Genomic DNA, 13501 nt, shown 5'->3' with positions numbered 1-13501 from the left:
CCTCATAATCAAAAGATGATAAGGGTATTGTGAAGCAACCAAAAGATCGGTCAACCGATCAAAAATACCTTAACTGATCGGTGTTAGCTGAAATAGCGGCTTTTTAACGTTTTTAAACTTTAAAGGTGAGTAATAAATCGTTCACCCTACGTGAACCTTCAACAAGTTCAGCAGCACCTTTTGCCACATTAAAGCTTAAACTTAAGTTGTTATCACCAAAGTCTTTAATTTGCGAAACATTATTACTAATGTCGTTACTAACCATTTGTTGCTCTTCTGCAGCGGATGATATTTGTATTGCCAAGTGAGATATTTCACTGATTTGGATAAAAATCCCCTCTAATTCAACTTGGGTTTTATCGGTTGTCAGCACACAATTATCGGCTTGTGCTTTAGTGCTTTGCATTACTTTGGACCAGCTAAATAAAGTGTCTTGTATTTCTTTAATAGAACTATGGATTTGTGTCGTAGCATTTTGAGTGCGTGACGAAAGAGTCCTTACCTCGTCGGCGACGACAGCAAAGCCTCGACCATGTTCTCCCGCTCTAGCTGCTTCAATCGCTGCATTAAGAGCAAGTAAGTTAGTTTGATCGGCAATTCCCTCTATTTCACTCATTACCTTACCAATCTTATCGGCTTCAGAGGCTAAGCTGGTGGCTGTGGTTGCAGCCTTTTCTACTTGAGAAGCTAAATCAGATACCATTTTACTATTATCTGCAATATGGTCTTTTATCTCAGAGCAACTTTGATGAGTGTTATTCACTTTATCAGCTGTTTGAGCCGTATTTACTGATATTTCACCAATGGTGGAGCTCATTTGAGTCATCGCTGATGCAATTTGTTCTAAACGCTCACCTTGCGAAGAAATGCCTTTTTCAGTAAGTGCTGATTGTTTATCTAGATCAGTCGCAATGCCATTAAAGCTTAATGTAGAGTCTTTCATACGGCCAAGAACCGTGCGCAATTTTGCGCTCAGCATTTGCTCTCTATAATCACTTATGCTGTGGGGTGTGTGGCCGCTGTAAATATAGCGAGAGACTGAATCGGCTTTTGCTTTTTGTTCACGTAATATTTTAGGAGTAACAATGAGTTCGTCATAATTTAGTGCAATAACTAAAGCGCAAACAAATAGGCTAATTGCAGCTATAGTGATTGATCCTGTGACTGCAAGAAAAATTAGCCAAAGTAATAGGCATATAAAAGTAATGCTTTGTCTTACTGTGGTGTGTTCTCGTAGATTAAATAATGACTTGTTGGTATTTATTTTGTTGTAAAGAGTTTGTGCACGTTGTTTAAGTTGAGAACTCGCTTTGGTTCTTACAGATTGATAACCAACAAGTCGGCCATGTTCAAAAATAGGAGTTACAAAGGCATCTACCCAATAATAACGGCCATCTTTACAACGGTTTTTAACCATGCCGCGCCACGAGTGTTCTTGTTTTAATGTTGCCCACATTTCTTTAAAGGCCGCTTTTGGCATATCAGGGTGACGAACAATATTATGATGCTGACCAATAAGCTCTTGCGCGCTATACCCGGCTATGGAACAAAACTCTTGATTGACGTACGTTATTACACCTTTGAGGTCGGTAGTAGAAACAAGCTCTTGTGACTCATCAAAGTATACTTCTTCATTTTTTAAGCTTTTATTATTGTGCATTATATTTATTATCATCCTTTATTGTTGCTGTCATTATATTGGTTACAATATATAAAGCAAAAAATAGTGTATTTCCTTTTATGCTCATAAGTTAAATAATTGTTTTTATTGATCTAGATCAAATTTAAATATCGGGTAGCTAAATTGAAGTTATTTTGAATAAGTTCCGGTCTGTTATTTAAGGCTTATATTTTGAGTATTTAATTTATACTTCAATACGCATTTAAAGCATTTGTATAATGCTCTGAGCAATGGCAATATTACGACTTAATATAATATTACGACTTAATATAATGATGTTGGTCATATCAAACACATATATTAAGTGGGTAGATAATTATGGGTTTTGAAAAATTATATTGTTCTTAGCAATTTATACCAGTTGCATTAAATAAGTGATCTATTATAGCGCTAAGAAAATAGCACAATAACAAGGCGAAATTATGACATGTAGTTGTTCTATATGAATAATTTCTGAGGCAGTGAGCGCGCTATTTAATGCGATAGAATGATCATATTTTCAATAAAATTGGTATTAATCTTGAGTCTAAGTAATTAGCCCCCATAACCTTATGATTAAGCCACGTGGCCCGAGGAAAGATTTTTTGACAACACATGATTTAGCTAACGCACTTGAAGCGTTATCAGTAAATGAGCACCAACATGCAGTTAAAGGCATTAAACGTGGCATAGAGCGAGAGTCGCTAAGAATACAAGATAATGGTGCAATATCACCTCAAGGTCACCCAAAAGGTGTGGGCAGTGCGTTAACTAACGGCCATATCACAACTGATTTTTCTGAGTCTTTACTTGAATTTATTACTCCAGTTAGTGAATCGTCAACGCAAACGCTTAAGCAATTAAAAGACCTTCAAAAGTTCACTCTAGAAAAAATGGGCGATGAACTACTTTGGCCCATTAGTATGCCGTGTTTTATTGAGCACCAAGACGATATAGTGCTAGCTCAATTTGGTAGTTCAAATACTGGTCAAATGAAAACACTATACCGTGAAGGATTAAAAAATCGCTACGGTAGTATGATGCAAGCAATTGCAGGTGTTCACTTTAACATTTCATTCCCAGATACGCTTTGGCAGTCACTTTATTCTTTACAAAAAAGCAATGCAAGCCTTCAAGATTTTATTTCAGAAGGTTACTTATCGCTTATTCGTAACTTTAAACGCGAACTATGGCTAATAAGTTACATGTTTGGCGCATCGCCAGCATTGTGTAACTCATTTTTGCAAGGGCGAAAAACCGACTTACCATTTAAAAAACTAGGTAAAGGCACGCTTTACTTAGAAGTTGGTACAGCACTGCGTTTAGGTAATTTAGGTTATACAAATAGCGCTCAGTCGTCACTACGCGTAATGTATAACTCGTTAGATGAATATGTAGCGGGCCTTAAAAAAGCAATCAACACACCATCAGAAATTTATGGTGATCTTGATGACTACAAGAGTGAAAACCCTAAGCAGTTAAATAAAAATATTCTGCAGATTGAAAACGAATTTTACTCGCCAATTCGTCCTAAGCGTAATGCGAAAAGTGGCGAAACGCCAACGGATGCATTGCTTCGAGCAGGCATTGAATACGTAGAAATTCGCGCATTAGACGTTAACCCGTTTAGCGAAGTTGGTATTGATATTGAGCAAATTCACTTTTTAGATGTGTTTTTAACGTATTGTTTATTAAAAGATTCAGCTCCAATGGATTGGAAAGAACAAGCACGTAGTACTGAAAATCTCGATACAGTAGTAAACCAAGGTCGAGAAGAAGGGCTAATGCTTAACTTTAATAACACACAGCGTAGCCTTCAGTCGTGGGGCGATGAAATATTTACCCAGCTTACAGATGTCGCTAAATGGATGGATAATGCTTATGGTGTTAACTATTACTCAGATACTATAAAGCGCATGGCAACGTGGATACATAATCCAGAGTTTACTTACTCTGGACGTTACGTGTCACAATTAAAAGAGTCTGGTTTAGACAACGGCCACTTTGCACTAGCATTGGCTAGTAAATATAAGCAAAGCCACGCAGACACTGACTACAGCGAGTTTTTAAAGCCTTGGCTGGAACAACAAGTTGTAGAGTCTAACGAAGCACAAGCTGCAATTGAGCAAGCAGATACCCAGTCATTTACCGCGTTTTTAGATGCGTATTTTGACGGTAAATAACCTTGGTATTTAGCAACTTTTAAGCAAAAAAAACGCAGCCTAAGTTGGCTGCGTAAATATATTCAGGGATGAATTAATGCTGTACTGCTGCATTCATTGAGTCAGACCCACACTTTATAAAAAAGTTCTGTGAGATCTTAGAAAAATGAAAAAAAATGCAATTATCCTATCTCTCGTCATTACTTTAGCCGGTTGTGCTACAGCACCTCCAAAGCAACCTAACGATTTATGTAAAATCTTTGAAGAAAAGCCAGATTGGTATTTCGACGCAAAAGATGCACAAGAAAAATGGGGTTCTCCCAAGCATGTACTTATGAGTATGATGTACCAAGAAAGCTCATTTAAGCATGATGCCGCTCCGCCTATGGAGTACTTCTTATGGATAATTCCTACCGGTCGCGCAAGTGATGCCTACGGTTACTCGCAAGCTAAAACACCAACATGGTCTGATTATATTCGTGAAACAGGCAACAACGGTGCTGATAGAGATGACTTTGACGATGCAATCGACTTTATGGCGTGGTTTGTTTATAAAACCCATAAGGTAAATAAAATCTCTAAATGGGATGCTTACGCACAGTACCTTAATTACCATGAAGGTTGGGGTGGATATAAGCGTGGCACGTACAAAAAGAAAAAGTGGTTAATGGGTGTAGCAAACAAAGTTAAACACAGAGCGAGCCGTTATGGCGCGCAATTAAAGCGCTGTGAAGACGAGCTTGATAAAGGTTGGTTTGAGCGTCTTATATTTGGCTAGATAGTTATTAATGGATATAAAAAAGGAGCCAATTGGCTCCTTTTTTATTTAGCGAGAACGCTTATTCGGCAGTATCTTCACTTGTTTTATCATATTTTCTTTTACTTCGAGTACTTCAATAGGATATCCCGCGATACGCAAACTAATATTTGCATCAGGAATATTCTCCAAGTATTCAACAATTAAACCACTCAAAGTTTTAGGTCCATCGAGCGGGAAATCCCAACCCATTTCTTTATTTAAATCGCGTACGTTAGCGCCGCCATCCACAATACATGAGCCATCAGTTTGTGTTTCTACTTCTTCGCTCGGCGTACGAGTTTGCGTAGTTGTGAAATCGCCAACAACTTCTTCTAAAATATCTTCTAGGGTCACTAGGCCTTGGATGTCGCCATACTCATCTACCACTAAGCCTATGCGTTCTTTAGATTGCTGAAACTTTAATAGCTGAGTATTTAGTGATGTTCCTTCAGGGATAAAGTAAATTTCACGTACAGCTCGTAGCAAAGATGGTTTATCAAATTGCTCTTTTGTAAGTAGACGAAGCGCATCACGTGAGTGAATAAAACCTACTGCATCATCTATGTTATCGCGATACAACAACACACGAGTATGTTGTGCATGGGTAAGCTGGCGACTAATTAGTTTCCAATCGTCATTTATATCAATGGCCACAATTTCGTTTCGTGGGATCATAATATCTTCAACGGTTACTTGTTCTAAATCTAAAATTGAAGTCAGCATACTTTGATGACGAGCAGGAATAAGTGCGCCTGACTCATTGAGTACTGTTTTTAATTCTTCTTTACTCATGCTGTGTTCGTCGATTTGTGCGGCACTAATACCAAATAATCGCAATATTCCGTTGGTCATCCAGTTAATAACAACCACAAAAGGGAACATTATTTTAAGTAGCCCTTTTAAAATAATAGAGCTTGGAAAGGCAACTTTTTCAGGATAAAGAGCAGCAAGGGTTTTAGGGGTTACTTCAGCAAATATAAGCACGACTAAAGTTAACACACCTGTAGCTATTGCAATACCGAGGTCACCGTAAAGGCGAATACCTATAATGGTTGCAACTTGGGCTGCTGCTATATTAACAAGATTATTACCGATTAAAATTAAACCGATGAGCCTATCTGGACGGCTAAGTAATTTACTGACTCGTTTAGCTGCACGATGATCCTCTTTAGCGAGGTGTCGCAGGCGTATACGATTGATTGACATAATTCCGGTTTCTGAACCAGAAAAATAAGCAGAAAAAAGCACCAAAAAACCTAAAATGATAAATAGGGTACTTGTCGATATGTCGTCCAACGATGGATCCTTTTCTTATAAATCAATGCGTATTAAGCTAGAGTGAGCAAGCAGAGTCAAGTTAAAACTTATTTAGTATCACTTCTTGTATAAAACGGCTGCCAAAATAAGCGAGTGTGAGGACAAATGCAGCGACCATGATTGTAATAACCACCGGTTTACCGCGCCAACCCTTTTTCATATGCCCGATAGCTACAACGGTAAAAATAGCCCACGCAACTAACGATAATATTGTTTTATGAATGAACTCTTTAGCGAACATTCCATCAAGAAATACAAACCCTGAAAGTAATGCAAATGTGAGTAATATAGTGCCTAAATTAAGAAGTTGGTAAAGCTGGCGCTCCACAACCATTAAAGGCGGAAGATGGCTATGCACAATTGCTAAATCTTTACGTTTTAAACGTTTATCAATAAAGTAAAACTGTACACCGTATAAAGTAGCGATAATTAAAATACAGTAGGCTAACAAAGATAAAGAGATGTGCGTTACTAAACCCACCTCAATATTAATACTTTGCAATAAAATATGATGAGGTATAAATAAACTGGCAATGGTTAGTAAGGCACCAAAACCATAAACAACGGGCAACAATAAAGTTGCAGGGAATTTTAGCGAGACAGCCGTCACCGAGACCACAATCACCCAGCACGTCAAAAGAGCGACGTTTACGATACTTAAATCTTGACCGTCGGCTCTAAAAACAGAGTTAACTAACAGCAGCATGTGCGCCACTATAGCAACCGTGCTTAAAATAACGGTTACTTTTTGGCTTGGGCCTTGTTGATGAAACAGGCGTGAAAGCACGTGAGACGTTGCTAACACATAAAATAAACTGGCAATAATAGTTAAACTAATAATCAGCATTGTGCTTGGGCCACTTAATTTGAGACAAAATAATCCTTGTTGTTATATAGCCATTGTATTTTATAGCAAAGCAAATGCATAGACCTTAAAAAAAGAAACTCATCAAGGTGCACTTGAACACTATATTGTAAGACGCCATATACGGTATACTACTTTTAATTGAAACTTAATAAGTCAATCTAGGTTAATTGAAAAATCAAATTAATCGTGAAATTTAAATGGATTGATATAAACGTCTTATCGGAACCGTTACATGTTTGAGAACCTCCAAGAACGATTAGGTAAAACCTTAAAAAATATCAGTGGCCGTGGCCGTCTGACGGAAGACAACATAAAAGACACACTTCGCGAAGTGCGTATGGCATTTTTAGAAGCCGATGTGGCATTGCCTGTTGTTCGCGACTTTGTAAAACAAGTTAAAGAACGTGCAGTTGGGGTTGAAGTTACAAAAAGCTTAAGCCCAGGCCAAGTATTTATAAAAATAGTGCGTGAAGAACTAGAAAAAGCAATGGGCGAGGCTAATGAAGAGCTAAGTCTAAATGCGCAACCGCCAGCCGTTGTAATGGTTGCGGGTCTACAAGGTGCGGGTAAAACCACCAGTGTAGCTAAGCTTGCTAAGTTTTTAAAAGAACGAAAAAAGAAATCAGTACTTGTAGTAAGTGCCGATGTTTATCGCCCTGCGGCTATTAAACAGCTAGAAACGCTTGCAGCAGAAGTTGATGTTGATTTTTTCCCAAGTGATATTTCGCAAAAGCCAGTTGATATTGCAACCGCTGCAATTTCTCATGCTAAAAAGAAATTTATAGATGTAGTACTTGTTGATACTGCAGGTCGTCTACATGTTGATAGCAACATGATGGATGAAATTAAAGATCTTCATAAAGCAATCAATCCAATTGAAACCTTGTTCGTTGTTGATGCAATGACAGGTCAAGATGCGGCGAATACAGCTAAAGCATTCGACGAAGCATTACCACTTACCGGTGTTATATTAACAAAAACCGATGGTGATGCGCGTGGTGGTGCTGCTTTATCTATTCGTCACATCACTGGCAAGCCTATTAAGTTTATGGGTGTGGGTGAGCGCACTGACGCACTTGAACCTTTCCACCCAGACCGTATAGCGTCGCGTATTTTAGGCATGGGTGACGTACTTTCATTAATCGAAGAAGTCGAGATGAAAGTAGATAAAGAGCAAGCTGCTAGAGTTGCTGAAAAAGTATTTAAAGGCGCAGGTTTTACTCTTGATGATTTTGCTGACCAATTAAAGCAAATGAAAAGCATGGGTGGCATGATGTCAATGCTTGATAAGCTCCCCGGTATGTCTAACTTACCAGATGCTGTTAAAGGTCAAATGGGTGATAAAACATTTATCCAAATGGAAGCTATTATTAGCTCTATGACTAAAAAAGAGCGTGCACGCCCAGAAATCATTAAAGGTTCGCGTAAAAAACGCATAGCAGCTGGCTCTGGTACACAAGTACAAGAGATTAATAAGTTGCTTAAGCAGTTTACGCAAATGCAAAAAATGATGAAAAAAATGAAAGGTAAAGGCGGCATGACTAAAATGATGCGCGGTATGAAAGGCATGTTACCACCTGGAATGATGGGCGGCGGCGGTCCTAAATTTTAAAAAGTACCATTAAGTTACTTTTTAAAATAATAGCGAATCATATTTAAAGGAGCAAATAGCTCCTTTTTTGTTGAATAAATTATGCATGTAATACACTTTTAACTCTTATTTGTCGTTGAGATCACGGTTTAACCTACTAAACTGCCTTTTTGGTTCACTTCTTACTTGCGTTATTGCCAAAAACTCGTACAATTCCCCAGCTCCCCATTCTGGGGAGTAAATCTTATTAATGAAAACAGTCAATCTTTATAGAGGACGGTATGGTAACTATTCGTTTGCAACGTGGTGGCGCTAAAAAACGCCCTTTCTATCAAATTGTGGTTGCGGATAGCCGTTTCTCGCGTGACGGTCGCTTCATCGAGAAAGTAGGCTTTTTTAACCCAATTGCTTCAGGTCAAGAAGAAAAAATTCGTTTAGATTTACCACGTGTTGAACACTGGGTAGGTCAGGGCGCATCTCTTTCAGATCGCGTAGCTAAGTTAGTAAAAGACGCTCGTAAAGCGGCTTAATAGGCGTAAGTGTAACCATGAGTCAAGAGAACACCTCATCAATAATTGTCGTAGGAAAGCTCGGTGCCCCATATGGTATAAAGGGCTGGCTTAAGGTACATTCATTTACTGATGATCCCGTAGGGATCTTCGATTTCAGCCCGTGGTTGATAGGGCAGCAAGGTAAATGGCAGTCCTTAGAAGTGGTCGACTGGCGTCGCCACAACAAAGGCTTTATCGCTAAATTTGCGCAGGTAAACGACCGAGACGAAGCAATGGCTTATACCCATGCTGAAATCTCAATGGATGCAGCGCATTTACCAGAACTCCCGCAAGGTGAGTTCTATTGGCGAGATCTCATTGGCATGTCTGTTGTAACCGATAAAGGTTATAGCTTAGGCATTGTTGATGACCTGATGGAGACAGGATCAAATGACGTACTGGTTGTTAAAGCAAACAGTAAAGACGCATTTGGTCAAGCTGAGCGTTTGATTCCTTTTTTAACTGATTCAGTTATTAAAGACGTTAAATACGACGCAAGAGAAATTACCGTAGACTGGGATCCTGGTTTTTAATGACGCAAACTAGTTCATTATGGGTAGGGGTGATAAGCCTTTTTCCAGACATGTTTGACGCTATTACAGACCAAGGTGTTACCGGTCGCGCAGTAAAAAATGGCTTAATTGATTTTCACTGCTGGAATCCGCGAGACTACGCTTTAGATAAGCATAGAACCGTAGATGACCGTCCTTACGGGGGCGGACCTGGTATGTTAATGATGGTTGAACCATTAAAAAAAGCGATTGCCGAAGCTAAAAAAGCAGCTGGTGATGGTGCTAAAGTAATTTATATGTCCCCGCAAGGGCGCAAACTTGATCAGCAAGGTGCTAGCGAACTCGCTAACTCTAAAAAACTGATTTTGATTGCCGGTCGCTATGAAGGTATAGATGAGAGAATAATAGAATCATATGTTGACGAAGAATGGTCAATTGGTGATTTTATTTTGAGTGGTGGTGAACTACCTGCCATGACATTAATTGACGCAGTAGCGCGATTAGTGCCAGGTGTATTAGGTCATAACCAGTCAGCAGAACAAGATTCATTTTCGGATGGCTTGTTAGATTGTCCACACTATACACGACCAGAAACATTGGACGACAAACAGGTTCCTGCTGTATTACTCAGTGGCAACCACCAAGAGATAGCAAAATGGCGGCTTATGCAGTCATTAGGCAGAACTTGGCTACGACGTCCTGACTTGTTGCATAACCTAGCTCTGACTGAGGAGCAAGCGGTATTACTCGCGAAATTTCAGCAAGAGTACCAAAAAGCTTGTGGCTAGAAGACAGTTACACCTAGGAAAGTGAGAAACATAATGGCAAAAGTAAACCAAAATATTATTAAAGCGCTTGAAGATGAGCAGCTTAAAACAGACGTACCTGCATTTGGCCCTGGTGATACAGTGGTTGTACAGGTAAAAGTAAAAGAAGGTGCTAAAGAGCGTCTACAGGCCTTTGAAGGTGTTGTAATCGCTAAGCGTAATCGTGGTCTTCACTCAGCATTCACTGTTCGTAAAATCTCGAACGGTGAAGGCGTTGAGCGTGTATTCCAAACGCACAGCCCTCTTATTGATAGCGTAACAGTTAAGCGTCGCGGTGCAGTTCGCCGTGCTAAGCTTTACTATCTACGTGAGCGTTCTGGTAAATCTGCACGTATTAGAGAAAAACTTAACTAATACGCGCTGTTTATCAACGCAAAAAAACGGGTTGCATCCTTCGGGTTGCAACCCGTTTTGGTTTTAGAATATTATTTTCTCAATTCTCAATTCTCAATTCCTCATTAGTAAAATTTCCGCTTTAGCCTTTTCTCAGTTAGCTGATCCTGTTAGTATTTATCGTATTGATTAGTTTACTTTTATGTAAATTTATATTTACGTTATTTGGTTTTTTAAGGTGGGACGAACGTGGCTGACATAAGTGATTTAGCACAGCTAAGAGAAGGTATAGATGAATGCGATGCACAACTTGTTGCCTTACTCGCTAAACGTAATGGTATTACGCAAAAAATTGGTGAGGTAAAACAACAAACAGGCGCGCCTTTACATGCACCTGTCCGTGAAGCAGAGCTATTAGCGGCAAGACGACAAGAAGCAATAAATCAAAATGTAAGCCCAGATCTCGTGGAAGATATACTAAGACGCATGATGCGAGAAGCTTATCAAAACCAACAAGCAAAACTTGCATGCGCAGCGCCAGAGCTTTCGCCAATTGTAATTGTGGGTGGTCAAGGTGCCATGGGCCAGTTATTTGCACAGCAGTTTATTCGCTCAGGTTACGAAGTTAAAATCTTAGATAAAGATCAGCAAAACGATGCTAAAAGTATTTTAAAAGGTGCCAAGCTGGTAATGATTAGCGTACCTATTAATGCATTGGATGCTGTCGTTGCTAAGTTACCTAAACTAGATGATGACAGTTTACTTGTAGATATTACATCGGTAAAGCAGTCGCCTATTAAAGCATTAAAAGCTGCGCACAGTGGTCCTGTGGTTGGTTTGCATCCAATGTTTGGGCCTGATATATCACACTGGGTAAAACAAACTGTGGTTGTATGTGAAGGGCGAGAGCACCAAGCGGCAAAAGGCTTGTTACAACAGTTACAAGTATGGGGTTGTCAGCTTGTTGAGCTTGATGCTAAAAAGCATGATGAAGCAATGCAAATTATTCAGGTAATGCGCCATTTAACGACATTTGTGTACGGACAATTTTTAGCAAAACAAAGTCATACACTAGAAGAATTACGTAGCTGCTCGTCACCTATATATCAATTAGAACTGATGATGGTAGGGCGTTTATTTGCACAGTCGCCTGAGCTGTACTCAGATATTATGCTAGCACAATTCGATGATGTAGAAACCTTACTTGCACAGTACCAAGATACCTTTGCAAGTACATTAGCAAAATTAAAAGCGGGAGATAAAGCAGCGCTTATTGATTCTTTTGCGCAGGCGAAAGTTTACTTTTCTGACTCGACAGAACACTTTTTAACGCAAAGCAGAAGCTTATTAAATAAAGCGAATGATTCAAAAGTTTTAGATTAATATTTGTTATACCGTTTGCTTAAGTATGGGGATTTAATTCGTTAAATTGCTAAAATATTTATGCAGACTGGTACTAGTTAACGAAAAAGGGCCTGTATCGGCCCTTTTTGATTTATAAAATTGCTTATTAAGTATTAACGCTTACTGCCTGCAATGACTCGCTTTGGTAGCATCCTAAAATACGTACATATTGGGTGTGCTCTTTAAGTTCTTCCAGCGCTTCTTTTACTTGGCTTTCGGCTAAGTTTGCTTCTAGGTCAACATAAAAAACTTCTTCCCACGGATTACCCGGAGTAGGGCGAGATTCAAGTTTTACTAAATTAATCTTATGCTGTTTAAAAATCATTAACGCATCGGCTAGTGAGCCCGCTTGCTGTTTTGTCGACATGATCAAACTAGTTTTAGTTGGTATTTGGTTAGACACTTGTAGAGGCTTACGTGCAACAACAATAAAGCGGCTATGGTTTTCGCTTTGATTAGCTAGGTTTGATTTAATAACCTCAAGCCCTACATTTTTCCCCGCTTGTGCAGATCCAATTGCAGCACTGTATGGTGTGTTCAGAGCTGATTGTAGTGCGCTTGATGTTGAGTCACATGTTTCGTGTTGTAAATCCCCTAAGCCTTGCAAGAAGCGACTGCACTGTGCAAATGGTTGTGGGTGTGCAAATATTTTTGTTAGTTGACTAAGTTCAGTCTCAGGGTTTGCGAGTAAGCAATGCTCTACACTGTGAGTTACTTCTCCAACAATGGACACTTGCGCGTGCTGTAATAAGTCAAACACCTCGTTAATACTGCCAGAGCTTGTGTTTTCAATGGGTAATAAACCAAAATCAGCTTGCCCATTTTCTACTTTACCTGTTATTTTGTCAAACGATGTACAGCCAATTTCAACTAATTTACCCGGGCGGCGGCTAAAATATTTATGACATGCTAGTTGGCTATAAGAGCCTTGACCACCTAAGTAAGTTACACGGTGTGTTTCACTAAGGGCATCTGGATTCAGGTTTTTTTGTAGCATTGCTTGTTGGTGTAAAACAGAGTCTTCCAAAATAGTTTGGAAAACATTATTCACATAGTAAGCATCTAAACCTAGTGATTTACCATAACCAATCAGTTTCTCTAAAAGTGCGAGTTCACGTACTTCATCGCGAATTGGTTTGTTGTTAGCAATTTTGTACTCAACCACGCCGTGGCTAATGCGACGACGTTTAGCTAATAACACGAGTAAATCGGAGTCTATTTCATTTATATCGTGTCTTAGGGTATTTAAAACATCATTTGTCATTTTGGTATCCTCATTCCAAAAGTAAGCTGTTATTACACAGCAAAAACAAAAAAGCCTCCCGGTTGGGAGGCTTTACTATTCGATTGATTTTATCTCACAAACAGGGAAGCCTCTTCTATATAAAGAAGCTAAAAAACGAAAAAAAAGTGCGAGAGATAAATGTGTTCATACAGTTAATGTATGGAGAGTTGCTAACAATGTCAATAAAGATCT

The 13501-nt window shown here is 39.1% G+C and carries 12 protein-coding genes and 1 other annotated feature; of the genes, 8 read left to right on the top strand and 4 right to left on the bottom strand.

Annotated elements, in window-relative coordinates; all coding sequences use genetic code 11:
- Positions 1–112: 112 nt before the first annotated feature.
- On the bottom strand, positions 113–1660 hold the full coding sequence (locus tag GQR54_RS05540) for a PAS domain-containing methyl-accepting chemotaxis protein (RefSeq protein WP_166376798.1): 1548 nt from the start codon (positions 1658–1660) through the stop codon (positions 113–115).
- A gap of 605 nt (positions 1661–2265) precedes the next feature.
- On the opposite strand from GQR54_RS05540, the gene gshA reads away from it, so the two are divergent.
- The gene (gene gshA / locus GQR54_RS05535) at positions 2266–3843 is read left to right on the top strand and encodes a glutamate--cysteine ligase (protein WP_166376797.1); all 1578 of its coding nucleotides are present in this window, start codon (positions 2266–2268) and stop codon (positions 3841–3843) included.
- A 145-nt stretch (positions 3844–3988) separates the two neighbouring features.
- Entirely contained in the window at positions 3989–4600 is a 612-nt protein-coding gene (locus tag GQR54_RS05530; RefSeq protein WP_166376796.1) for a transglycosylase SLT domain-containing protein, read from the top strand.
- A 48-nt stretch (positions 4601–4648) separates the two neighbouring features.
- Here GQR54_RS05530 and GQR54_RS05525 read toward each other — a convergent pair whose 3' ends face one another.
- Both GQR54_RS05525 and ccsA read right to left on the bottom strand, forming a co-directional pair.
- A complete protein-coding gene (locus GQR54_RS05525; protein ID WP_007581396.1) occupies positions 4649–5917 on the bottom strand; it encodes a CNNM domain-containing protein in 1269 nt (422 codons plus the stop codon).
- A gap of 61 nt (positions 5918–5978) precedes the next feature.
- The gene (ccsA, locus tag GQR54_RS05520; RefSeq protein ID WP_024589411.1) at positions 5979–6785 is read right to left on the bottom strand and encodes a cytochrome c biogenesis protein CcsA; all 807 of its coding nucleotides are present in this window, start codon (positions 6783–6785) and stop codon (positions 5979–5981) included.
- Between the two features lie 253 nt (positions 6786–7038).
- Between ccsA and ffh the strand changes: the two genes are divergently transcribed.
- From ffh to tyrA, 6 genes are all read left to right on the top strand, one after another.
- Complete coding sequence (gene ffh / locus GQR54_RS05515) at positions 7039–8418, top strand: signal recognition particle protein (RefSeq protein WP_007581399.1); 1380 nt, start codon at positions 7039–7041, stop codon at positions 8416–8418.
- A gap of 260 nt (positions 8419–8678) precedes the next feature.
- Entirely contained in the window at positions 8679–8927 is a 249-nt protein-coding gene (gene rpsP, locus GQR54_RS05510; protein ID WP_002962192.1) for a 30S ribosomal protein S16, read from the top strand.
- A gap of 17 nt (positions 8928–8944) precedes the next feature.
- The gene (gene rimM, locus GQR54_RS05505; RefSeq protein WP_165734760.1) at positions 8945–9481 is read left to right on the top strand and encodes a ribosome maturation factor RimM; all 537 of its coding nucleotides are present in this window, start codon (positions 8945–8947) and stop codon (positions 9479–9481) included.
- Positions 9481–10248, top strand: a complete 768-nt coding sequence (gene trmD, locus GQR54_RS05500) for a tRNA (guanosine(37)-N1)-methyltransferase TrmD (protein WP_166376795.1) — start codon at positions 9481–9483, stop codon at positions 10246–10248. The genes rimM and trmD overlap by 1 nt, the downstream gene beginning before the upstream one ends.
- 33 nt (positions 10249–10281) lie before the next feature.
- Positions 10282–10641, top strand: coding sequence for a 50S ribosomal protein L19 (gene rplS / locus GQR54_RS05495; protein WP_007581406.1), 360 nt, complete (start codon positions 10282–10284; stop codon positions 10639–10641).
- A gap of 228 nt (positions 10642–10869) precedes the next feature.
- Positions 10870–12003: a bifunctional chorismate mutase/prephenate dehydrogenase gene (gene tyrA / locus GQR54_RS05490; protein ID WP_166376794.1), complete on the top strand. Its 1134-nt coding sequence runs from the start codon at positions 10870–10872 to the stop codon at positions 12001–12003.
- 127 nt (positions 12004–12130) lie between these two features.
- On the opposite strand, the gene GQR54_RS05485 is transcribed toward tyrA, so the two are convergent.
- Positions 12131–13288, bottom strand: coding sequence for a chorismate mutase (locus tag GQR54_RS05485; RefSeq protein WP_166376793.1), 1158 nt, complete (start codon positions 13286–13288; stop codon positions 12131–12133).
- A gap of 44 nt (positions 13289–13332) precedes the next feature.
- Positions 13333–13450, bottom strand: a sequence feature (Phe leader region).
- Positions 13451–13501: the final 51 nt, after the last annotated feature.

It is taken from the genome of Pseudoalteromonas sp. Z9A4 (assembly GCF_011378845.1).
GTDB lineage: Bacteria > Pseudomonadota > Gammaproteobacteria > Enterobacterales > Alteromonadaceae > Pseudoalteromonas > Pseudoalteromonas arctica.
This window is presented reverse-complemented; position numbering and strand designations above follow the sequence as displayed.